Origin of the sequence: Aeromonas sp. Y311-2 (genome assembly GCF_027706025.1) — a bacterium.
Classification (GTDB): domain Bacteria; phylum Pseudomonadota; class Gammaproteobacteria; order Enterobacterales; family Aeromonadaceae; genus Aeromonas; species Aeromonas veronii.
Genome location: NZ_JAPDCL010000037.1, coordinates 1 through 22400, shown reverse-complemented (window position 1 = coordinate 22400; position 22400 = coordinate 1). Strand labels below are relative to the sequence as shown.

The window sequence follows — 22400 nt, the reverse complement described above, 5'->3', positions numbered from 1 at the left end:
ACTCATGATGAACCCTTTTTCATGGCTCCAGATGACAAACATGATCTCATATCAGGGACTTGTTCGCACCTTCCCTAACCCTCTCCCAGAGGGAGAGGGGAGCAACATGCCGGGAGCCGCAAGCGGGGACAAGCGACAAAAAGAAAGGGAGCCGGTCAGGCTCCCTTTGATGCAGTGATGCAGTGATGCAGTTACGCGGTCATGCCATTGGCCATTCAGGGTCACAACCATCTGACCCTATTTCCAACCTTATCGATTGGTCGCGGCCTTCATCCCTTCCACAAACTCTTTCAAACGAGTGAGCATATGCTCCGGGTTCTGGTGGTGGGTCTCGATGATCTTCACCACGGCGGAGCCGGAGATGGCACCGGCGGCGCCAGCGGCGATGGCCTCACGCACCTGAGCCGGTTCGCTGATGCCAAAGCCGAGCAGGGCGGGCGGGGCGTTGAACTCGCGCAGGGTATTGATGAGACCTTCCACCGGCATGCCGGCCTTGGTCTCGGCACCGGTGACGCCGGCGCGGCTCACCAGATAGGTGTAACCATTGCCGAGCTCCGCCACCTGTTTCAGGGTCTCGGCGTCGCCATTGGGCGGGGCGATAAAGATGCTGTCGATGCCAAACTTGTCGGCGGCCGCCTTGTAGGGGGCGCACATCTGCACCGGCACGTCGGCGACCAGCACGGAGTCCACGCCCGCCTGCTGGCACTTCTCGTAGAAGCCGTCAATTTTGCGCACATAGACCAGGTTGGCGTAGACCAGCAGGCCAATCGGCAGCTGCGGGTACTTGGCGCGGATGCGGCCAAGCAGCTCGAAGCAGTCGTCCGGGGTGGTGTGGCTGGCAAAGGCGCGCAGGGCGGCGCCCTGAATAGTTGGGCCGTCCGCTACCGGATCGGAGAAGGGAATGCCGAGCTCGAGGGCATCGGCGCCCCCTGCGACCAGCGCATCGACGATGGCCAGCGACAATTCGGGAGTCGGGTCACCCAGCATCACGAACGGCACAAAGGCGCCCTGATTGGCTTCATCCAGACGGGAGAATAGTTGTGCGTAACGGTTCATGACAAGGTTCCTTCTTTCTCGAAAATGTCAGCGACGGTGAAGATATCTTTGTCGCCACGGCCGGAGAGGTTGACGATGAGCACCTGCTCTTTCTCCGGTTCACTGCGGGCCATCTTGAGGGCGTGGGCCAGCGCGTGGGATGACTCTAGCGCCGGTATGATCCCTTCGGATTTGGCCAGCTCCTGGAAGGCTTCCAGCGCCTCCTTGTCGGTCACCGAGGGGTACTCGGCGCGGCCGATGGCGGCCAGATGGGCGTGCTGCGGGCCGACGGAGGGGAAGTCGAGCCCCGCCGAGACGGAGTAGGACTCCTGAATTTGGCCCTGATTGTCCTGCATCAGGTAGGAGTGCATGCCAAAGAAGACCCCCTTGCTGCCGTGACCGAGCGGCGCGCCGTGCTCGCCGCTCTCGATGCCGTGACCACCTGGCTCGACGCCGATGAGGCGCACCGACGGCTCATCGATAAAGTCGGCAAACATGCCGATGGCGTTCGACCCGCCGCCGACACAGGCGATCACCGCATCGGGCAGCCGCTCCTCTTTCTCGAAGCACTGGGCCTTGGCCTCTTCGCCGATCATCTTCTGGAACTCCCGCACGATGGTGGGGAAGGGGTGCGGGCCGGCGGCGGTACCCAGCAGGTAGTGGGCCGACTCGTAGTTGGCAGCCCAGTCGCGCAGCGCCTCGTTGCAGGCATCTTTGAGGGTACTGGAGCCGGAGTGCACCGGAATGACGGTGGCGCCCATCAGCTTCATGCGAAATACGTTCGGTTTCTGGCGCTCGCAATCCTTGGCGCCCATATAGACCCGGCACTTGAGGCCGAGCAGGGCGCAGGCCAGTGCGGTGGCCACACCGTGTTGACCGGCGCCGGTCTCGGCGATGATCTCGCTCTTGCCCATCCGCTTGGCCAGCAGCGCCTGACCCAGCACCTGGTTGGTCTTGTGGGCGCCGCCGTGCAGCAGATCTTCGCGCTTCAGATAGAGGCGGGTCTTGGTGCCCTTGGTCAGATTGCGGGTCAGGGTGAGCGGAGTCGGGCGACCGGCATACTCGGTCAGCAGGGACTGAAATTCGGCGATAAAGGCCGGATCATCCTTGGCATCGACGAAGGCCTTCTCCAGCTGGAGCAGGGCCGGGATGAGGATCTGGGGCACGTACATGCCGCCAAATTCACCAAAAAACGGGTTGAGCAGGGTCATGGTTTCTTCCTTGTATTAGCTAAATCGAAACATCGAAAAGGGTTGCGTTACAGGTTGCGCAGTGCGCCGAAGGCGGCTGCAATCTTGTGCGCATCCTTCTGGCCCGGGGCACTCTCCACCCCGGAGTTGAAATCAAGGCCGAGGCAGCCCACTTGTGCCGCCAGCAGGGCGTTGTCGGGATTGAGGCCGCCCGCCAGCATCAGCTTGGCTTTATCGAGCGTGGCCAACAGGGCCCAGTCGAACGCCTGACCGGTGCCGCCGCTCTGGCTGCCGACTTTGGTATCGAGAAGCAGGCGATCGGCCGGGTAGTCGAGGGCGGGCAGGGGCTCGCCGCTTTCTTTGCCGAGAGAGACGCCTACGGCTTTCCAGATCTGGCAGCCAGCGGGCAGCAGCGGACGCAGTTCCTCGATATAGGCAGCATCCTCATCCCCATGCAGCTGGACTGCGGCGAGCCCCAGCGCATCCACTGTCTTGGCGATGGTGGCGGGCTGGGCGTTGCGAAATACCCCGACATAGGCGAGCGGCGCACCCGCCATCACGGCGCGGGCGGCGGGGATGTCCACATAGCGCGGGCTTTTCGCCACAAAGATAAGACCGCCAAATACCGCACCCGCCTGATGGGCGGCGGCGGCATCTTCGGCGCGGGTGAGGCCGCATACCTTGTTCTGGCCCAGTACCAGCTTGCGCACAGCCGCTTCCAGATCCGGCTCGGCCATCAGGGATGAGCCCACCAGAAAGCCCTTGGCGTGGTGGCGCAGATCCGCCACCTGAGCGCGGTGGTTGATTCCGGACTCGCTGATCACTACCCGATCGCTTGGAATGTCTTTGGCCAGCTGTTTGGTGCGGTTCAGATCGACGCTCAAGTCGCGCAGATCCCGGTTATTGATGCCAATCACCGGTGCCCCCAGCGCGATGGCGCGGGTCAGCTCCTCCTCGTTGCTCACCTCGGTGAGCACGCCAAGGCCCAGCTCTTTGGCGACCGCGAACAGGGCACGATAGCCTTCGTCGGTGAGCACCGAGAGCATCAGCAGGATGGCGTCCGCCTGATAGTGGCGGGCCAGATAGACCTGATAGGGGTCAATCATGAAATCCTTGCAGAGCACCGGCTGCGATACGCGGCTGCGCACCCGCGGCAAAAAGGCGAAATCCCCCTGAAAGAACTTCTCGTCGGTCAGCACCGAGATGGCGGTGGCGTATTTGCCATAGATATCGGCGATCGCCTCCGGGCTGAAATCGTCGCGGATCAAGCCCTTGGAGGGAGAGGCCTTCTTGCACTCCAGAATAAAGCGGGTGGAGCCCGCCTTGAGGGCGCCTACGAAATCCCGATCGCTTGGGGTCAGCGCGCTCTGGAAGCTCTCCAGCGGCTGGGCCAGTTTGCGGGCGGTAACCCACTCCTGTTTGGCCGCCACGATTTTGCCGAGAATGGTCTGGCTAATGGAGGCCATGTTCAGAAAAGCATGGGGGGCGATAAGGTCTGACATCTCGTTATCCTTGCGAAACTGGCTCTTGCCCTGTGGGCGTTCTGAATGACTGCTGTGCAACGTGGTGGCTGACATCATGCCTCCTGATGACCCGCTTCCTGATGGCTCAGAGTAGCCAGCTGAGCGGCCAGATCCGCTGCCTTGCCGCTCGCCAGCACTGCCAGCACCTCGGCCGCCGCGCTCTTGAGATCTTTCGCCTTGCCCGCCATCAGCAGCAGCGGTGCCACATTGGCGGCAATGGCTGCGTTGTGGGCCGGGGTGCCACGTCCTTCCAGAATGGCGGCGGTGATGGCGCGGTTCTCTTCAGGCTCACCACCCTGAATGGCGCTGACCGGATAGGTCTCCAGGCCAAAGTCAGCCGGGGTGATCAGAAACTCGCGGATCTCGCCGTCACGGATCTGGGCCACCTGGGTCGGGCCGTGGATGGCAATCTCATCCAGCCCGGCGCCGTGAACCACCATACCGGTTTTCAGCCCCAGTGCCAGCAGGGTTTCTGCGATGGGACGCACCAGCTCGGGGGCATAGACCCCCATCAGCTGATAGGTGGGGCGAGCGGGGTTGATGAGCGGCCCCAGCACATTGAACAGGGTGCGGGTTTTTAGGGCCTGACGCACCGGCATGGCGTGGCGCACCCCGGCGTGGTACTGGGGGGCGAACAGGAAGCAGATGCCGAGCTCATCCAGGCAGCGGCGCGCCTGCGCCGGGCTCATGTCGAGCTTGATGCCCATTTTGTCCAGCAGATCGCTTGAGCCCGACTTGCTCGAGACCGAGCGGTTGCCATGCTTGGCCACTTTCAGGCCGCAGGCGGCGGCGACCAGTGCCGAGGTGGTGGAGACGTTGATGGTGTTGAGGCCATCGCCACCGGTGCCGACGATGTCGCAAAATTCATAGTCCGGACGCGGGAAGTCGCGCGCTTCCGCCAAGAGAGCCTCGGCGGCACCGGCGATCTCCTCCGGGGTCTCCCCCTTGATCTTGAGGGCAGTCAGCAGGCTTGCGAGCACGATGGGGTCCACTTCGCCACGTACCACCTGGCCGAAGGCATCGCGGGTACTTTCACGGCTCAGAGACTGACCCTGATAGAGGGTGTTGAGATGTTGATGCATGTTGGTCTCCTTACCTTAACGCACGCTGCTTTCTGGACGGGTGATATGGGCGAGCGCCTGAGTCAGCAGACGGGCCCCTTCCGAAGTCATGATGGATTCCGGGTGGAACTGGAAACCCAGCACCCGCTCATCCTGCTGCTCGATGGCCATGGGCATGCCCTGATAGTGGGCAATCACCGTCAGCTCTTCCGGTACATAGGTAGCGACCAGCGAGTGGTAGCGGGCCACCGGCAGCGGGCTCGGCAGACCGGCGAAGGCGCCGTGGCCGTTGTGCTCAATCAGGGAGCGCTTGCCGTGGACGATTTCGCCCGCCGCGCCGACGGTGCCGCCGTAGGCTTCGCACAGGGCCTGATGACCGAGGCAGATACCGAGGATGGGCACCTGACCGCGGGCCAGTTTGATCAGATCAATCAGGCAACCCGCTTCATGGGGGGCGCCCGGGCCCGGCGAGAGAACCAGCACGGCATCCCCTTCGCAGGCGGCGATTTCGCTCATGATGCGGCTCGCCGGCAGGCTGTTGCGGTAGATCCGTACCGGATAGCCGAGGGAGCGGAACTGATCGACGAGGTTGTAGGTAAACGAGTCGAAGTTATCGAGCAGGAAGATGTTAGTCATGGCTCACGTCCTTATGTTGCTCCTGCTGGGCGCTCAGGGCTTGCAGGGAGGTGCCATGGCTGGCGGCTATGGCGGCCAGCACGGCCGCCGCCTTGGCGCGGGTTTCGTCCGCTTCGGCCTGGGGTTTGGAGTCATAGACCACCCCGGCACCGGCCTGCACATGGGCCACGCCATCTTTAACGAAAGCGGAGCGAATGACGATACAGGTATCCATCTCGCCGGCGCCGTTGATGTAGCCGACCGCGCCGCCGTAGCTGCCGCGGCGCTTGCCTTCAACCATGCGAATAAGCTCGCTGGCGCGGATCTTGGGGGCGCCGGTGAGGGTGCCCATGTTCATGCAGGCCTGATAGGCGTGCAGGGCGTCAAGGTCGGAACGCAAGGTGCCGACCACCTTGGAGACCAGATGCATCACGTGGCTGTAGCGATCTACTTTCAGCAGCTCCTTGACGTAACGGGTACCCGGCTCCGAGATGCGGGCGATGTCGTTGCGGCCCAGATCTACCAGCATCAGGTGCTCGGCTACCTCTTTCTCGTCCTGACGCAGTTCCAGCTCGATGCGGCCGTCGAGATCCCGGTTGATGCTGCCATCGGGGTTGAAGCCGCGGCGGCGGGTACCGGCGATGGGGTACATCTCCACATCGCGGCTGGCGGCGCAGAATTTCACCGCGCTTTCCGGCGAGGCGCCAAACAGGGTGAAGCCCTCATCCTGCACGTAGAACATGTAGGGGCTGGGGTTGGTCTGCTTGAGGCGGCGATAGGCGGCTAGGGGGCTTGGGCAGGGCAGGGAGAAGCAGCGGGACGGCACCACCTGAAAGATGTCGCCACGGCGGATAAAGCCCTTGAGCTTCTCCACCTCGGCACAGAACTGCTTGTCGCTCTTGTCCACGCTCATGCCACCGGTCAGGGGCTGGGTGGTCAGCTCGGCGCTCAGGGGTTGCTGGCAAATCAGGTTGAAGTCGGTGAGCCGTTCGCTCAGGCGGGTATATCTGTCATCCACATGGCTCTCGTCGCTGTCGCCGCCAAAGATGCAGGCCAGCAGTTGGGTAGAGCGTTCGATATGGTCGATGGTGATCAGGGTTTCGGCCACATAGAAGCAGTAGTCGGGGCAGTCGTTGCTCCCCTCCGGCACTTCAGGCAGATCTTCAAAAGAGGCGATGAGGTCATAGGCGAAGCTGCCCGCCATAAAGAGGGCTTCTTTACCCAATTGGCAATCGAGCTCCCGCTGCAGGGTGCGCAGCACGTCCAGCACGCTGCTCCCCTTGAGGCGGGAATCTTCGTCCAGCTCCCGATCGGAGGCCGGGAAGTCGAGCTGCAGCTCGCCATCTACCAGCGAGCGGGCCACCACCGCAGGCAGCCGCTCGGCCAGCAGGCTTTGCAACTGGGCACCGTTGTCGTTCAGGCTACGAACCCGCACGGTGCGACCACGGCACTCGATGCGCAGGCAGGCGTCGACCAGCAGCAGGCTCTGCTTGCCCGCCTTGGAGTCGATCTCCACCGATTCCAGCAGCAGGTTGTTGGGGCGACCCTGACAGAGGCGGGTATAGAGCGCCAGCGGATCGGCCACATAGGGGGCGTTGAGCTTGAGGGTATCGAATTCACCCAGAGGAAGGCGATGTGTGGCTGTCATAGTGCGTTCCCTTGCGTGTGATGCTGTTTACCGATGTTCATGACGTTGAATTCCTTAGAAATTTAATTGGTCCGGGGTGGCTGGTTCAGGGGCGCCATCGCCAGGTCAGCTTGCTTGTCTGAATTCTCGGTTTCATCACAGGTCCATTTGCCGGATAATAAAAAAGCCCGCTGGGGTCAGCGGGCTTTTTCTTTGGGTTCTTAATTTGCTGTCAGATTACAGGTACAGCAACGACCACACGCCCGCATGTCAGGGAGTGTGCCACCACCAGATGGTCAGGATGGAAGTCGTTTGCATGATAAAGTCCTGTAAAAAGATGTTTGCAATGAAGTGCCTACAGAAAACGATAAAGCCGCGGCCAAGTCAAGTCGCTTTTTAGCCTTCTTTCACCGATTTGCCATGAATGGTGACCTGACCACGAGAGCGGAATAACCTGATGAGATTCGATCTTCACTGCCATACCACTGCCTCCGACGGGGTGCTGAGCCCAGCCGAACTGGTGCGCCGCGCCGCCGAGAAACAGGTCGAGGTGTTAGCAGTTACTGACCACGACACCCTCGCCGGGCTTGATGAGGTGCGCCGCACCATCGACGCCGAGCAACTGCCGCTGCGACTGGTGAGCGGGGTCGAGATCTCCACCGGCTGGGAGCACCACGAAATTCATATCGTGGCGCTGGGGGTGGATGAAAAAAATCCGCAGCTGACCGACTTTCTGGCCGGTCAGCTGGCCCGTCGTGAGGCGCGCGCGCTGGAAATCGGGCGTCGTCTGGAGAAGTGCCTCATCCCCGGCACCTATGAAGAGGCCAAACAGCTTGCCGGTGACGCCGCCGTGACCCGCGCCCACTTTGCTCGGGTGCTGGTGGCTCGCGGGGTAGCCGACAACATGCAGAAGGTATTCAAAAAGTACCTGAGCCGTGGCAATAAAGGGTATGCCCCGGCCGAGTGGCCCGAGATGAGTGAAGCCATCGCTGCCATTCACGCCGCCGGTGGGCTGGCGGTGCTGGCCCACCCCAGCCGTTACGATCTCACCGCCAAGTGGATCAAGCGGCTGCTGGTGGCCTTCAAGGCGGCCGGTGGGGATGCCATGGAGGTGTCATTGCCCCAACAGAGCCCGCAGGAGCGGGCCAATCTGGGCCAGTGGGCCAAGGATCACGACCTCTATATCTCGGTGGGATCGGATTTTCACTTCCCCTCCAACTGGACCGAGCTGGGCCGCCACCTCTGGTTGCCAAAGGAAGGCATGCCAGTCTGGTTGGCCTATCCCGGTCACTTTGGGCTCACCACCGAGCAACATGCAGAGCTGCTGGCGAGTCGCTAACGGCGCCAGCGAAATAGGGAACAAACCGGGCAAGAGGGGATTCCCATAGTGTGGCTGGCCTATCCCGGTCACTTTGGGCTCACCACCGAACAACATGCCGAGCTGCTGGCGAGCCGGTAACGGCGCCAGCGAAGCGGCCACAAACAGGTTAAGGTAGTGTCATGGATCTTTGATCCGTGACCATACGAGCGGGCAGGTATTGCTGCCCCCATTGCGAGAACAAGCTATGAGTCAGCATTTTTACGTACATCCTGAAAACCCCCAGGCCCGACTGATCGGTCAGGCGGTACAGATCATCCAGAACGGCGGCGTTATCGTCTATCCGACCGACTCCGGTTATGCGCTGGGTTGCCAGATGGGTGACAAGGGCGCGCTGGAGCGCATCTGCCGCATCCGTCGTCTCGACGCTAACCACGACTTCACCCTGGTGTGCCGCGATCTCTCCGAGATCTCCACCTACGCCAAGGTCGACAACAGCGCATTTCGCCTGATCAAGAACAACACCCCGGGCGCCTACACCTTCATCTTCAAGGCGACCAAAGAGGTGCCGCGCCGCCTGATGAACGAGAAGAAAAAGAGCATCGGCATCCGGGTGCCGGACAACAAGATTGCCCAGGCACTGCTGGAAGCCCTCGGCGAGCCGTTGCTCTCCACCACATTGATCCTGCCGGACTCCGAGATGGCCGAGTTTGACCCGGAAGAGATCTTCGACAAGCTGGGCAAGCAGATCGATCTGGTGGTCAACGGCGGTTATCTGGGCGAGCAGCCCACGACCGTGGTCGATTTCTCTGACGACGAGCCGGTATTGCGTCGTCGCGGTGCCGGAGACCCGACCCCGTTTGAGTGATGTCGCTGAACCGGTGACAGTTCCTTCCGCCGAGACGGGGACTGGCGCCGCGCTACCCATCGCGAAAGTCCTGGGGCAGCCCTATCACGAGCTGCCCCAGGACCTGTTCATCCCGCCCGATGCGCTGGAGGTGTTCCTCGATACCTTTGAGGGGCCGCTCGATCTGCTGCTCTATCTGATCCGGCGCCAGCAGCTCGATATTCTCAACCTGCCGATCCTGCAGATCACAGCCCAGTACATGGAGTACGTGGAGCTGATGCAGGGGCTCAACCTTGAGCTGGCAGCTGAATATCTGCTGATGGCGGCCTGGCTGGCGGAGATCAAATCCCGTCTGCTGCTGCCCAAGGCACCGGAGCTGGAGGATGAAGATGAGGGAGAAGACCCGCGGGTGACCCTGATCCGCCGTCTGCAGGAGTACGAGCGCTACAAGGTAGGTGCAGAGAGGGTCAATGAGCTGCCACGGGTGGAGCGGGAGATTTATATCGCAGCCGCCTTGCCCCCCGATTTTGGCGCCCTCAAGCCACTGGCGCCCGATGTTTCGCTGGTTGAGCTCGCCCTTTACATGCAAAGTGTGGTAAAACGCGCGACTCATTTCGAACATCACCAGATCCGCCGCGAACAGATCCCGACCCGGGTGCGCATGGCGGAGATCCTCGCCATGCTCACGCTGGGGCAGACCCTGCGCCTTGAGCAGGTGCTGCGCGCCGAAGAGGGGCGTATGGGGGTACTGGTGACGTTTCTGGCCCTGCTGGAGCTGTGCAAGGAGCAACTGATCTGGATCCTGCAGGCTGAACCACTCGGACCAATCCATTTCGCATTGGCTGCAGAAGCAGAAGAGAATGAGAAACGTGAACAGACCCACTGAGCGTGCATCCCGTCTGTTTCGCTGCAGCCAGAACCCCTGGGTCACAGTGCATTTCGCATTGGCCGAGCAGAGCGAGGAGGGCAACCGTGGCGCTGCCCACTGAACGACTCAAGACCTTGATCGAAGCGGCGCTGTTTGTGGCCGGTCGCCCGCTCAATGTCAGCGAACTGAAAAGCAGCGTGCTGGCCGATTATCCGGTGACCAGTCGCTATGTTCAGCTGCTGTTGGCCGAGATCAGGCAAGATTACAGCTCGCGAGGCGTCGAGCTCAAGGAGGTCGCCTCCGGCTGGCGCTTTCAGGCGCGTCAGGAGTATGCCGAAGAGCTCTCGCGGCTCTGGAGCGAGCGGGCGCCGCGCTATTCGCGCGCCGTGATGGAGACGCTGACCCTGATCGCCTATCGCCAACCCATCACCCGGGCCGAGATCGAAGCGATCCGCGGGGTGGCGGTGTCGAGCCAGATAGTGAATACCCTGAAAGAGCGTGGCTGGGTGCGCAGCATAGGCCACAAAGAGGTGGCGGGTCGCCCCGAGCTGCTCGCCACCACCAGAGAGTTTCTGGATTACTTTAATCTGCAGAGTCTGGAGCAGCTCCCCGAGCTGGATCCGGAGCTGCAACCCCTGTTGCCCTCTGCGGTGGACGGGGAGAGCGATGCCCGGTGAATGGTGCCCAAGTGTGCCGATTTCACCGAGATATACATTTTTCAACTGTGGCGAGTGCTCCAACCGGCGTTTGTTACAGTTAACCCCGTTGCCCCTTTTACCGGTGGGCAGCGATCAACAATCAGGTAACCCCGATGAGTGAAAAACTGCAAAAAGTGTTGGCCCGCGCGGGTCACGGCTCCCGTCGTGAGATGGAGGCCCTGATCACCGCAGGTCGGGTCAGTGTGGATGGCAAGGTCGCCACACTGGGGGATCGCGTCGAAGTGAACGCCGTGATCCGGGTGGATGGTCACCAGGTCAAGACCCGTGCCGCAGAGGAAGTGATCTGCCGCGTACTGGCTTACCATAAGCCGGAAGGGGAGATGTGTACCCGTCACGATCCGGAAGGTCGTCCCACCGTGTTTGATCGTCTGCCCAAGATGGAAGGTGCCCGCTGGATCGCGGTCGGCCGCCTCGACGTCAACACCTCCGGTCTGCTGCTGTTCACCACCGACGGTGAGCTGGCCAACCGTCTGATGCACCCGAGCCACGAAGTGGAGCGGGAATACGCGGTACGTGTCTTTGGCGAAATCACCGAAGCCATGCTGCAGCGTCTGCGCAAGGGCGTGCAGCTGGAAGATGGCACCGCCAAGTTCAACAAGATCAAACCGGCTGGCGGTGAGGGTCTGAACCAGTGGTTCAACGTCACCCTGACCGAAGGTCGCAACCGTGAAGTGCGCCGCCTGTGGGAATCCCAGGAAGTGCAGGTTAGCCGCCTGATGCGGATCCGCTACGGTGACGTCAAGCTGGACCGCGGCATCCCGCGCGGCGGCTGGCAAGAGCTGAAACTGCCGGAAGTGAACTACCTGCGCGGTCTGGTCAACCTGCCGCCGGAGACCGAATCCAAGGTCGATCTGCAGCAGGATGGCAAAACCAGCCGTCACAAGCAGGCCGCCCAGATCCGTCGCGCCGTGCAGCGTCACAAAGAGATGCAGGGCAAAGAGCCGCGCGCTCGCGCCACCACCGCCCGTCGCAAGCCGCAAGCCTCTACCCGCAACTCCGGTACCGGCAGCAAATAAGCGCTGCGTCAGCCGTCAGGTTGAACCATGATAGGCCCGCCTCTTTGGCGGGCCTTTGCATTGGTGCCTGCTGTATCCGTTATTGTTCAACGTTCAGACGCGCTGAATTAATAGGGTCGAGCAGGCAGCGGGTGGAGGCTGTGGCGGTTGCTCTGCTCCGGTGAGCTTGTTAGCCTGTGCGGCTCTGATAGAGGAGTGAACGATGAGCAAGGTACTTGATGAGCTGCTGGCGTTGCTGGCACTTGAAAAAATCGAGGAGGGCCTGTTTCGGGGCCAGAGCCAGGATCTCGGTCTGCGGGCCGTGTTTGGCGGACAGGTAATGGGGCAGGCCTTGTCAGCCGCCAAGCAGACGGTCGAGACCGGCCGTCAGGTTCACAGTTTTCACTCCTACTTCCTGCGTCCGGGGGATGTGACCCGTCCCATCGTCTATGACGTGGAGAATATCCGTGACGGCCAGACCGTCTCCACCCGCCGGGTCAAGGCGATTCAGGGCGGCAAACCCATCTTCTATCTCAACGCCTCGTTTCAGGTGCCGGCCGATGGCTTCGAGCATCAGGCGCAGATGCCCACCGGCATCACCCCGCCGGAAGCGCTCAAGAGCGAGCTGGAGCTGGTGCGCCCCTACGAGAACCTGATCCCGGCCTCCCTGCGCGACAAGATCCTCTGCGAGCAGCCCATCGAGATGCGTCCGGTGACCCTGGTCGACCCTATTCGGCCGACGGTGCAGGATCCGGTACGTCACGTCTGGTTCAAGGCCAACGGCCAGATGCCGGACGATCTGCGGGTGCACAAATACCTGCTGGCCTACGCCTCCGACTTCAACTTCCTGCTCACCTCGCTGCAGCCCCACGGGGTGTCCTACTGGGAGCCGGATATGCAGGTGGCCACCATCGATCACTCCATGTGGTTCCACCGGGATTTCCGCTTCGACGACTGGCTGCTCTACGTGGTAGACAGCCCGAGCGCCAGCAGCGGTCGCGGTCTGGTGCGCGGTCAGTTCTTTACCCGCGATGGAGTGCTGGTGGCGAGCACCATGCAGGAGGGGGTGATCCGCCGTCGCGGCAGTTAAGGCGCAAAGCGGATAGCAAAACGGGGTGGCTTGGGCCACCCCGTTTTCGTTGCTGCGATGTACGCTGGCGCTGCGGGATCAGCCGCCGCGCTGGTACTTGAAGCGCTTCTTGCGCCGGTAGGGGTAGACATCCTCGAACACCCCCACCTTGATGTTGCTCTGCAGCATCTTCCAGTAGTTGGCGTCGAACATCTCCTTGTGCAACTGCAGCATGATCTCCCGCACCTGCGGCTTTTGCAGCAGGAAGGTGGCGAACTCCTCGGGGAAGATGTCGTTGGGGGCCACCGAGTACCAGGGCTCGGCGCTCCACTCATCCTCGGGGTAGCGAGGCGGCGGGATCTGGCGGAAGTTGCACTCCGTCATGTAGCAGATCTCGTCGTAGTCGTAGAAGACCACCCGGCCGTGGCGGGTGACGCCAAAGTTCTTGAACAGCATGTCCCCCGGGAAGATGTTGGCCGCCGCCAGCTGCTTGATGGCGTTGCCGTACTCCTCCAGCGCGAGCCGAGTCTGCTGCTCGTCCGCCTTGTCCAGATAGAGGTTGAGGGGGATCATCTTGCGCTCGGTATAGAGGTGCTTGATCACCAGCTTGTCGTCGCTGATGGTGAGGGCCGAGGGTGCCACCGTCTTGAGCTCGGCAAGGAGCTCCGGCGAGATGCGGTCCAGCGGAAACTCGAAGTTGGTGAACTCCTGGGTATCGGCCATGCGGCCAACCCGATCGTGCTGTTTAACCAGCCGGTATTTCGCCTTTACCTGCTCGTGGCTCACATCCTTGGGGGGAGTGAACTCGTCTTTTATCACCTTGAACACCACATCGTAGGAGGGGAGGGTGAACACGCTCATCACCATCCCCTTGATGCCGGGAGCGATGATGAACTGATCCCGACTCTGGGCCAGATGGTGGCGGTAGTGGCGATAGAGCTCGGTCTTGCCATGCTTCTGGCAGCCGATGGCGTTGTAGATCTCGTAATCGGGCTTGTGGGGCATGATCTGGCGCAGGAAGGCGACAAACAGCGCCGGTTCGCGGGCATAGACCATAAAGTAGGCGCGGGCAAAGCCAAAGACGATGGAGGCGAGATCCGGCTCGAAGATCACCGTGTCCACATAGATGCTGTGGCCGGTGCTGAGCAGGGGCAGGATAAAGGGGAAGACCTGATCCCGGGCCCGGATCAGCCCCACCAGATAGGCCCCCTTGTTGCGGTAGAACACCTCTTTGAGCAGCTCGATGGCAAACGGCTCATCATGGAGTATTTGTGGGCCGTTCTCCGCAAGATGGCGGTGGATGTCGACAATATCCCGCTGCTTGTCCTCGTAGGGGAGGGTGAAGCTGTAATCCCCCAAAAGCTGGCTCAAGGTCTGCGGCAGGTGGGCGAGATCGGTGCGATAGATGCGCAGCAGGGCGCTCAGATCGGGTTTTTCGCCACGGCTGACAAAGGGGTGGATATAGAGGTTCTCGTCGCGGATATTGCGATGGCGAAAGATCCGGCGATAGACGGAGTTGAAGAAGGACTCCGCCACCTCGAAGTTGTCACAACGGGGCAGCAGATCGCTAAAGGCACTTTTGACCCGCTTGAGCAGCTCCTGGGTGGCGTGGTGCTCCCCCATCATCTGGCGGATGGAGCTGGCGGTGGCCCCCACATGGTGGTCATAGAGACGAATACGCTCCCGTCCGGCGAGCTGTACCCCCAGCCAGTCACTGTTCTCGAAGCGGCTCTTGCTGCCCTGGGTTATCTCGAGAAACCGGCTGTAAAACGACTCGAAGCGTTGCAGGATAGTCTCGGCGACGGCCTGTTCCAATGGCTGCTGCATCTCTCTCTTCCTTGTGATCTGTCGGGCCGATAGCGCGAAGGATTGGGTGTAATTTGTTCACACGTCAGGCCACTATCGCAACATTCAAACGTCTGTTCAAGTGGCAATTTTCGGGGATAAACGGTAGATTGCGCCCCTGTTTTGGTGATGGTTTAGCGACTGTTTGCTGTCTGTTTGAGAGGCCGTCCGGCCTGTGAGGAAACCCGATGAAGCTCTATTTTGTCCTGGTGGCACCTGCCCGTCCTGCGAATGTGGGGGCGGCTGCCCGCGCCATGAAAACCATGGGATTCGATGCCATGCGACTGGTGGCGAGCCGGGTACACGAAGAGGAGGAGGCGAGCTGGGTAGCTCACGGCGCCCAGGAGATCCTGACTCAGGCCGAAGCGTTCGATACCCTGCCCGAGGCGCTGGCGGACATGGATCTGGTGATCGCCACCACCGCCCGTGAGCGCGGTCGCTACCAGCACTACCTCACGCCGGGGGAGATCCGCGAGCAGATCCGCAGCAAGCCATCGCTCGGCAAGGTCGCCATCGTCTTTGGCTGCGAGGAGTCGGGGCTCTCCAACGAGCAGCTGGCCGAGGTCGATCTCATCAGCTATCTGCCCCTCAAGGTGAGCTACCCGTCTCTCAATCTGGGGCAGGCGATCATGCTCTACGCCTACGAGATGAGTCAGCTGATGGATGAGCTGAACTCCGACGGCGCCACTGCGGTAGCAGAAAATTTTGATAACGCCGGGCAGGTTCGGGTGCTGAAAAGCAAAACAGCAGAATTGCTGGGTGAACTCGGAGTTTCGCAGGATGAAAAACTGCATCAATGGGTGATGGACCGGGTGCCCATGCTGCCGCAGCGGGATTTGAACATGCTCCACCTGCTCTGCAAAGACCTTGCGCGCAAACTTGGCAAAGAGGTTTAAGTTGACAGCCCATCGCCCGCCGCGGTATTGCTAAAAGCCAGCTTCGTCAACGAGTGTTCGTCATGCAGTTATTCACCAACGTCATCACCACCACCATTATTACCGGTACCACCACAGGTGGCACTGGGGCCGGTTGATGCGCTGACGAACAAGCACAGAAATCAGAAAAGGCCCGTACCCACCCAGTACGGGCCTTTTTGTTGGATTGGTTTTTAGATTGAATTTCATAGATTTACAGGGAGAGAAAGCGATGAGAGTGTTGAAATTTGGCGGGTCTTCACTGGCCGATGCAGAGCGTTTTTTACGGGTGGCCGATATCGCGGTCAACACCCACGGCCAATCTCAGGTAGCCCTGGTGCTCTCTGCACCTGCCAAGGTGACCAATCATCTGGTGGCGCTGGTGGAACAGACCAGTCGCGGCATGGATGCCAGTTCCACCCTGTTTGAAGTCAACGGCATCTTCTCCCGCCTGCTGGCCGGGTTGAAGGCGGCCTATCCGGCGCTCGATGACAAGGCGCTGCTGGCCCGTCTCACCGCCGAGCTGGATCAGGTGGAGCGTCTGATGCAGGGCATCCGTCTGCTGGGCCTTTGCCCGGACAACGTGCAGGCGCGCATTCTGAGCCGTGGCGAGAACCTCTCCATCGCCTTTATGCACGAACTGCTGCGGGTGCGCGGTCTGGATCTGGAGCTGATCGTACCGGAAGAGCTGCTGGTCACCGACGGCGGCTATCTGGAAGCCCATGTCGATATCGAAGCCTCCCGCCTGCGCTTTGCCGCCAAGGGGCTGCGTAGCGATTGCCTCTACCTGATGCCGGGCTTTACCGGTGGCAGCGACAAGGGCGAGACCGTGCTGCTGGGCCGCAACGGCTCCGACTACTCCGCCGCCGTATTGGCCGCCTGTGTCGATGCCGAGTGCTGCGAGATCTGGACCGATGTCGAAGGCTGCTACAGCTGTGACCCACGTCTGGTGCCGGATGCCTACCTGCTGAAAACCCTCTCCTACAAGGAGGCGATGGAGCTCTCCTACTTCGGCGCCAAGGTGCTGCACCCGAAAACCATCGCGCCGGTGGCCCAGTTCCATATTCCCTGCCTCATCAAGAACAGCTTCAACCCGCAAGGGCCGGGCACCCTGATCGGCCCCGAGAGCGGCGACGATGACCTGAAAGTGAAGGCCATCTCGGATCTCTCCGGCATGTGCATGTTCAACGTATCCGGCCCCGGCATGAAGGGGATGGTCGGCATGGCCGGTCGCATCTTCTCCGCCGTCTCCCGCGCCGGGGTCAGTATCGTGCTGATCACCCAGTCATCCTCCGAGTACAGCGTCAGCTTCTGTATCCACAGCTACGACAGCGAGAAGACTCGCAAGGTGCTGGAGCGCGAGTTCGAGCTCGAATTCAAAAACCAGCTGCTGGAGCCGCTGGATATCATCAGCGATCTGGCGATCATCTCCCTCATCGGTGACGGCATGCGCACCAGCAAAGGGATGGCAGCCCGCTTCTTCACCTCGCTGGCGCAAGCCTCCATCAATATCGTCGCTATCGCGCAAGGCTCCAGCGAGCGCTCCATCTCGGCGGTGGTGCGGGATCGCAAGGTGGCGGAAGCCATCAAGGCGTGTCACCAGAACTTCTTTGGCAGCCAGCAGTTTATCGATCTCTTTGTGGTCGGGGTCGGTGGCGTCGGTGCCGCGCTGGTGGATCAGATTGCCCGCCAGCAACCGGTACTGGCCGAGCAGGGCACTGGCCTTCGCGTGGTCGGCATCGCCAACAGCCGCCAGATGGCGGTCAACAAGGATGGCCTCAACCTCGCCAACTGGCGCGAACAGCTGGTGGAAGCCCGCGACAGCTTCTCGCTGGAAGGGGTGAAAAAGCTGGTGGAAGATAGCCACATCATCAACCCGGTGATCGTTGACTGCACCTCCTCCGAGGCGGTGGCTGTCCAGTACGCCGACTTCCTCGCCGCCGGTTTCCATGTGGTCACTCCCAACAAGAAGGCCAACACCGGCTCGCTCGATTACTACAAGGCGCTGCGCCGCACCGCCCGCCAGACTCGTCGCAAGTTCCTGTACGAGACCAACGTGGGGGCCGGTCTGCCGGTTATCGAGAACCTGCAGAACCTCATCATGGCCGGTGACAAGCTGCGTGCTTTCGATGGCATCCTCTCCGGTTCCCTCTCCTTTATCTTCGGCAAGCTGGACGAGGGGATGGCCTTCTCCGAGGCGACCAAGATCGCCCGTGGCAACGGCTTTACCGAGCCGGATCCCCGCGACGATCTCAACGGCATGGATGTGGCGCGCAAGCTGCTCATTCTGGCTCGCGAAGCCGGCATGGCGTTGGAGCTCTCCGATGTGGAAGTGGAGCAGGCGCTGCCGCCCGGCTTTGACGCCAGCGGCGACGTGGAAGCCTTTATGGCCCGCCTGCCGGAGGCCGATGGCTGGTTCCGCGACCAGTTTGCCGCGGCCCAGCGCGAAGGGAAGGTGCTGCGCTATGTAGGTTCCATCGAGGGTGGCAAGTGCAAGGTCGCCATCAAGGCGGTCGGTGCCGACGAGCCGCTGTTCAAGGTCAAAGACGGGGAGAACGCGCTCGCCTTCTTCTCCACCTACTACCAGCCGATCCCGCTGGTGCTGCGCGGTTATGGCGCCGGTACCGAAGTGACCGCGGCGGGCGTCTTTGCCGACGTGCTGCGCACCCAGAACTGGAAGCAGGAGCTATAAGCATGAGTTCAGACATGTACCCCTCTTATATGACGGAAGGCGCCATGGGTAATGACAGAAGTGTGGTTGCCTACGCCCCCGCCTCCAGCGCCAACCTGAGCGTGGGATTCGATGTACTGGGGGCGGCGCTCGCCCCCGTTGATGGCTCTCTGCTCGGCGATCGGGTGCAGGTAAAAGCGGCTGACGTGCCGTTCGCCCTCTCCGCCGTGGGCCGCTACGCCCACAAGCTGCCGGACGATCCGAAAAAGAATATCCTGTTCGACTGCTGGGTTGCCTATGGCGAGGCGCTGGAGAAGCGCGGCCTTGGCCTCAAGCCGCTTGAAATGGTGCTGGAGAAGAACCTGCCGGTCGGCTCGGGTCTGGGTTCAAGCGCCTGTAGCGTGGTGGCGGCGCTGGAAGGGCTCAACGCCTTTCACGGCGAGCCGCTCGACGAGCACGCCCTGCTGCTGCTGATGGGTGAGATGGAAGGGCGCATCTCCGGCTCCGTTCACTATGACAACGTCGCCCCCTGTTATCTCGGCGGCATGCAGTTGGTGGTGGAGGAGGCGGGCGTTATCAGCCAGGGCATTCCGGTGTTTGAGCAGTGGTACTGGGTGGTCTGCTACCCGGGCACTGTGGTCTCCACCGCTGCTGCCCGCGCCATTTTGCCGGCACAATATCGCCGGCAGGATTGCCTCACCTATGGCCGCCGACTGGCTGCCTTTGTCCACGCCAGCTACACCGGGCAGGAGCCGCTGGCGGCGAGCGTCTTGAAAGACGTGATTGCCGAGCCCTACCGCGCGGCGCTGATCGAAGGCTTTGCCGAGGTGCGGGCGCAGGCGGCCCAGAACGGGGCGCTGGCTACCGGCATCTCCGGCTCCGGCCCCACCGTGTTTGTGGTGATGAAGGAGCTGGCGCAGGCCGAGCGGATGAAGGATTGGATGGAAGCACATTTTGTGCAGAACGAAGATGGATTTGCCCGGGTCTGCAAACTGGACATGGCCGGGGCACGGGTAACAGGAAGCGAGCTATGAATCTCTATAACATCAAGGACAACAGCGAACAGGTGAGCTTCGCGCAGGCGGTGCGTCAGGGCTTGGGTCGCGAACAGGGGCTCTTCTTCCCCGAACAACTCGAGCCGCTCGCCGATGTGGATGCCCTGCTCGATCTGCCGCTGGCCGAACGCTCTGCCCACATCCTGAGCCACCTGCTGGGGGACGAAGTGCCCGCCGCCAAGGTCAGCGAGCTTATCAACGCCGCCTTCACCTTCCCGGCGCCGCTGGTGAAGCTCAAGGATGGCACTTATGCCCTTGAGCTGTTCCACGGCCCGACTCTGGCGTTCAAGGACTTCGGCGGCCGCTTTATGGCCCAGTGCCTCGCGGCGTTCAGAACAAATGACAAGATCACTATTCTCACCGCCACCTCCGGTGACACCGGCGCCGCCGTAGCCCACGCCTTTTACGGGCTGGAGGGGATCGAGGTGGTGATCCTCTATCCCAAGGGCAAGATCAGCCCCTTGCAGGAGAAGCTCTTCTGCACCCTCGGCGGCAATATCCGCACCATCGCCATCGACGGCGACTTCGATGCCTGTCAGGCGCTGGTAAAACAGGCCTTTGACGACGAAGCGCTGAAAAAGGCCATTGGCCTCAACTCCGCCAACTCCATCAATATCAGCCGTCTGCTGGCGCAGGTTTGCTACTACTTCGAGGCGGTGGCCCAGCTGCCAAAAGCCGATCGCGCCAAGGCGGTGATCAGCGTGCCGTCCGGCAACTTTGGCAACCTCACCGCAGGCTTGATTGCCAAGGCGCTGGGACTGCCGGTGAAGCGCTTTATCGCCGCCACCAACGCCAACGACACCGTGCCGCGCTACCTGAAAACCGGTCAGTGGGAGCCGCACCAGACAGTGGCAACCCTGTCGAACGCCATGGATGTCAGCCGCCCCAACAACTGGCCACGGGTAGAAGAGCTGTGCCGTCGCAAGGGCTGGGCACTGGAGACCTTAGGGTCAGGCATGCGTGACGATGCCGAGACCCGCGATGCCCTTAAACGGCTGCACCAGCTGGATTACCTCTGTGAACCCCACGGCGCCATTGCCTGGGATCTGCTGGGGGAACAGCTGGCCGAGGACGAAGTGGGGGTGTTCCTGTGCACCGCCCATCCCGCCAAGTTCAAGGAGTCGGTGGACGAGATCCTGCATCTGGATGTGCCGCTACCAGGCCCGCTGGCCAAGCACGCCGAGTTGCCGCTGCTCTCCGTTAATTTGCCTGCGGAGTTTGCCCGGTTAAGGGCGTTTTTGGTTGAGTAAGTTTGGTTGAGCAAGATAGCTGGGCACTGAATGGCTGCCATAAAAAATCCCCCGATATCGGGGGATTTCTATTTTTAGAGTCAGTTCAAGATTTCTGTTCGGAAGTCTGGATATAATAGACATTATATGGACTAAGTACATTACTCGTGAAACTTTATTGCACTTTTTCTTTTCAATATTAGCTGCTTGAATTTATCTATAGAGCGCTTCGTTTTTGCTGCATAGGGAATTTGAGGGTCGAAACTTCTATCTGCAACCCTCAAGTATTTATCTGCAACATCAAGAAATTGTAGCTTTTCGCTTTTATTGATTTCTTTAAACGTATAATGGTAACGAGCGATAGCCTTTCTTAAATTGCAAAATGACTTTGCTCTTCCTAGAGACTCTGCAATGTCAATATATTGATCCCCTTTGGTTGTATTGTCTTGTCTGTAATAAATTAAAGCAACATTTACTAACGCATCACAGTTTTTATTATTTAATTCTACGGCTTTCAGTGCAAGTCGCAGTGCTCTAGGTAGGTCATTAATCTTGTTTGCTAAAAACCATGAATAACGGTCATGTAATGCTGAGTTAAAGGGGTCATCTTCAATGGCTAAATCATAATACTCAATTGCCTTAGGAAAATCGTTATTGTTGACGGCTACCTTGGCGACTTTACTAAACTCACTTCTAAAAGCCTCTGACACTCTATCCTCTTTATATTCCTGTTCTATTTTTATTCTTTCTCCGACATACTTATCAACATTGTTCGCATAATCTATAATACGGGATTTTATATCGCCATTCAGTTCTGATAATTTTTTCTCGAAAAATCTCTTAGCGAGTTCAACTAACTCCATTTCATAATGGCTACCATAATCTAAAATTGAAGCGAAGTGAGTTTCCTTTAAACTATCTAAAAAGACCGTATGAGGGATTTCGACCAACTGGCATGCTCTACTAATTGCAGTGCTATTTAATGGGCTAGTAATGGAAACGATTATATAAAAAAGTTCTTTACGAATTTCGCTTAGCCTATCCCAAGCATCTTCATACAAAAACTCAAGAAGGTCTTCATTAGATTTCTTGAACAAGTTTTCTACAGCAGAGTCAATAGACATATTGCTGCGTGATATATAAACAACTAAAGCTTCTAGCAAAAGAGGTTTATTCATCAATTTATTTGCAGTAGCAAGTAACTTTTTGTCTCCAGCCTGAAGGATTGGCTGCGCATTATATAGTTCCGCCAGTCTTCTTAGAAGCTTAATTGAGTCATCTTCATTAAGACCTTCTACTAAGATATGTTCAGCCTCAATGCTTTCTTGTCGTCTTGATGTAATTACGAGCCGACCAATTTTTTTACCTGCTTGTTTTAAAAATTCAGCCAGTTCAGCATTTTTTTGCGGGCTATCACTTAATGTTTCAGAATTATCAATGATGAGAAGAACATCATCTCTGGAAACTTTTTTATCCACTAGATATTGAACTGCTTTATCAATTAAGCTGATGCCGTTGATTGTATACCATTGTTTATCTAGAGTTGGAGTGTAGAATTTTATGATTTCTCTTATACATTCGTCCATGACTGGCTGTATTGAACTAAATCGTTCTAAACCATCTTCAGTCCATCTGGTCATCTTTGCAGTATAAAAACATATCAGAGATGGAAAGTTTTTAATAATATGTAGGTCACCCTCCAGTAACCTATTTATTGCCTCTAAAACTAGGGTGGTTTTCCCCAGGGCAAGATCGCGAACGTTTTTTAAGCAGGGCACGAGGATTTGACCGACCGAACAGGGTGTGATCTTATACTCTC

At 59.5% G+C, this 22400-nt stretch carries 18 protein-coding genes; 10 read left to right on the top strand and 8 right to left on the bottom strand.

Annotated elements, in window-relative coordinates:
* Nucleotides 1–249: 249 nt before the first annotated feature.
* Genes trpA through OKC42_RS21685 form a run of 6 tightly spaced genes read right to left on the bottom strand, consistent with a single transcriptional unit; the run spans nt 250 to nt 7072 of the window.
* Nucleotides 250–1056, bottom strand: coding sequence for a tryptophan synthase subunit alpha (gene trpA, locus OKC42_RS21710; protein WP_005350211.1), 807 nt, complete (start codon nt 1054–1056; stop codon nt 250–252).
* Nucleotides 1053–2246, bottom strand: a complete 1194-nt coding sequence (gene trpB, locus OKC42_RS21705; protein ID WP_201936957.1) for a tryptophan synthase subunit beta — start codon at nt 2244–2246, stop codon at nt 1053–1055. The genes trpA and trpB overlap by 4 nt, the downstream gene beginning before the upstream one ends.
* A 47-nt stretch (nt 2247–2293) precedes the next feature.
* The gene (gene trpCF, locus OKC42_RS21700) at nt 2294–3802 is read right to left on the bottom strand and encodes a bifunctional indole-3-glycerol-phosphate synthase TrpC/phosphoribosylanthranilate isomerase TrpF (RefSeq protein ID WP_201936981.1); all 1509 of its coding nucleotides are present in this window, start codon (nt 3800–3802) and stop codon (nt 2294–2296) included.
* Nucleotides 3802–4830, bottom strand: a complete 1029-nt coding sequence (trpD, locus tag OKC42_RS21695) for an anthranilate phosphoribosyltransferase (RefSeq protein WP_201936954.1) — start codon at nt 4828–4830, stop codon at nt 3802–3804. The genes trpCF and trpD overlap by 1 nt, the downstream gene beginning before the upstream one ends.
* Nucleotides 4831–4845: 15 nt before the next feature.
* Nucleotides 4846–5445, bottom strand: a complete 600-nt coding sequence (locus OKC42_RS21690; protein WP_005359135.1) for an aminodeoxychorismate/anthranilate synthase component II — start codon at nt 5443–5445, stop codon at nt 4846–4848.
* Nucleotides 5438–7072, bottom strand: a complete 1635-nt coding sequence (locus OKC42_RS21685; RefSeq protein ID WP_270820901.1) for an anthranilate synthase component 1 — start codon at nt 7070–7072, stop codon at nt 5438–5440. The genes OKC42_RS21690 and OKC42_RS21685 overlap by 8 nt, the downstream gene beginning before the upstream one ends.
* A 436-nt stretch (nt 7073–7508) precedes the next feature.
* Between OKC42_RS21685 and rnm the strand changes: the two genes are divergently transcribed.
* The 6 genes from rnm (at nt 7509) to tesB (ending at nt 12888) form a co-directional block, all read left to right on the top strand.
* Nucleotides 7509–8390 (top strand): RNase RNM, encoded by an 882-nt coding sequence (gene rnm, locus OKC42_RS21680; RefSeq protein ID WP_139495656.1) that lies wholly within the window; start codon nt 7509–7511, stop codon nt 8388–8390.
* A 226-nt stretch (nt 8391–8616) separates the two neighbouring features.
* Nucleotides 8617–9237, top strand: coding sequence for an L-threonylcarbamoyladenylate synthase (locus OKC42_RS21675; protein WP_005338129.1), 621 nt, complete (start codon nt 8617–8619; stop codon nt 9235–9237).
* Nucleotides 9230–10102 carry a segregation and condensation protein A gene (locus tag OKC42_RS21670; protein ID WP_201936951.1) on the top strand — a complete coding sequence of 291 codons (873 nt, stop codon included), beginning with the start codon at nt 9230–9232 and terminating at the stop codon, nt 10100–10102. The genes OKC42_RS21675 and OKC42_RS21670 overlap by 8 nt, the downstream gene beginning before the upstream one ends.
* An 86-nt stretch (nt 10103–10188) precedes the next feature.
* The gene (scpB, locus tag OKC42_RS21665; RefSeq protein ID WP_005350230.1) at nt 10189–10761 is read left to right on the top strand and encodes an SMC-Scp complex subunit ScpB; all 573 of its coding nucleotides are present in this window, start codon (nt 10189–10191) and stop codon (nt 10759–10761) included.
* A 134-nt stretch (nt 10762–10895) separates the two neighbouring features.
* Nucleotides 10896–11819 (top strand): 23S rRNA pseudouridine(2605) synthase RluB, encoded by a 924-nt coding sequence (gene rluB, locus OKC42_RS21660; protein ID WP_005347347.1) that lies wholly within the window; start codon nt 10896–10898, stop codon nt 11817–11819.
* Nucleotides 11820–12021: 202 nt separating this feature from the next.
* Complete coding sequence (gene tesB, locus OKC42_RS21655; RefSeq protein ID WP_110302761.1) at nt 12022–12888, top strand: acyl-CoA thioesterase II; 867 nt, start codon at nt 12022–12024, stop codon at nt 12886–12888.
* Between the two features lie 78 nt (nt 12889–12966).
* Here tesB and aceK read toward each other — a convergent pair whose 3' ends face one another.
* Complete coding sequence (gene aceK / locus OKC42_RS21650) at nt 12967–14694, bottom strand: bifunctional isocitrate dehydrogenase kinase/phosphatase (RefSeq protein ID WP_058059117.1); 1728 nt, start codon at nt 14692–14694, stop codon at nt 12967–12969.
* Between the two features lie 206 nt (nt 14695–14900).
* Here aceK and OKC42_RS21645 point away from each other — a divergent pair, with 206 nt between their 5' ends.
* The 4 genes from OKC42_RS21645 (at nt 14901) to thrC (ending at nt 20602) form a co-directional block, all read left to right on the top strand.
* Complete coding sequence (locus tag OKC42_RS21645) at nt 14901–15608, top strand: tRNA/rRNA methyltransferase (RefSeq protein ID WP_201936949.1); 708 nt, start codon at nt 14901–14903, stop codon at nt 15606–15608.
* A gap of 250 nt (nt 15609–15858) precedes the next feature.
* Nucleotides 15859–18318, top strand: a complete 2460-nt coding sequence (gene thrA, locus OKC42_RS21640) for a bifunctional aspartate kinase/homoserine dehydrogenase I (protein WP_270820900.1) — start codon at nt 15859–15861, stop codon at nt 18316–18318.
* A gap of 2 nt (nt 18319–18320) precedes the next feature.
* On the top strand, nt 18321–19331 hold the full coding sequence (gene thrB, locus OKC42_RS21635) for a homoserine kinase (protein WP_270820899.1): 1011 nt from the start codon (nt 18321–18323) through the stop codon (nt 19329–19331).
* Nucleotides 19328–20602: a threonine synthase gene (gene thrC / locus OKC42_RS21630; protein ID WP_270820898.1), complete on the top strand. Its 1275-nt coding sequence runs from the start codon at nt 19328–19330 to the stop codon at nt 20600–20602. The genes thrB and thrC overlap by 4 nt, the downstream gene beginning before the upstream one ends.
* Before the next feature lie 140 nt (nt 20603–20742).
* On the opposite strand, the gene OKC42_RS21625 is transcribed toward thrC, so the two are convergent.
* Nucleotides 20743–22400: tetratricopeptide repeat protein (locus OKC42_RS21625; protein WP_270820897.1), on the bottom strand; the 1658-nt coding region annotated here is incomplete at its 5' end.

Bases quoted from the DNA above. Each gene is read 5' to 3' on its own strand.
- trpA (WP_005350211.1), bottom strand. From the start codon at position 1,056: ATGAACCGTTACGCACAACTATTCTCCCGTCTGGATGAAGCCAATCAG.
- trpB (WP_201936957.1), bottom strand. From the start codon at position 2,246: ATGACCCTGCTCAACCCGTTTTTTGGTGAATTTGGCGGCATGTACGTG.
- trpCF (WP_201936981.1), bottom strand. From the start codon at position 3,802: ATGTCAGCCACCACGTTGCACAGCAGTCATTCAGAACGCCCACAGGGC.
- trpD (WP_201936954.1), bottom strand. From the start codon at position 4,830: ATGCATCAACATCTCAACACCCTCTATCAGGGTCAGTCTCTGAGCCGT.
- OKC42_RS21690 (WP_005359135.1), bottom strand. From the start codon at position 5,445: ATGACTAACATCTTCCTGCTCGATAACTTCGACTCGTTTACCTACAAC.
- OKC42_RS21685 (WP_270820901.1), bottom strand. From the start codon at position 7,072: ATGACAGCCACACATCGCCTTCCTCTGGGTGAATTCGATACCCTCAAG.
- rnm (WP_139495656.1), top strand. From the start codon at position 7,509: ATGAGATTCGATCTTCACTGCCATACCACTGCCTCCGACGGGGTGCTG.
- OKC42_RS21675 (WP_005338129.1), top strand. From the start codon at position 8,617: ATGAGTCAGCATTTTTACGTACATCCTGAAAACCCCCAGGCCCGACTG.
- rluB (WP_005347347.1), top strand. From the start codon at position 10,896: ATGAGTGAAAAACTGCAAAAAGTGTTGGCCCGCGCGGGTCACGGCTCC.
- tesB (WP_110302761.1), top strand. From the start codon at position 12,022: ATGAGCAAGGTACTTGATGAGCTGCTGGCGTTGCTGGCACTTGAAAAA.
- aceK (WP_058059117.1), bottom strand. From the start codon at position 14,694: ATGCAGCAGCCATTGGAACAGGCCGTCGCCGAGACTATCCTGCAACGC.
- OKC42_RS21645 (WP_201936949.1), top strand. From the start codon at position 14,901: ATGAAGCTCTATTTTGTCCTGGTGGCACCTGCCCGTCCTGCGAATGTG.
- thrA (WP_270820900.1), top strand. From the start codon at position 15,859: ATGAGAGTGTTGAAATTTGGCGGGTCTTCACTGGCCGATGCAGAGCGT.
- thrB (WP_270820899.1), top strand. From the start codon at position 18,321: ATGAGTTCAGACATGTACCCCTCTTATATGACGGAAGGCGCCATGGGT.
- thrC (WP_270820898.1), top strand. From the start codon at position 19,328: ATGAATCTCTATAACATCAAGGACAACAGCGAACAGGTGAGCTTCGCG.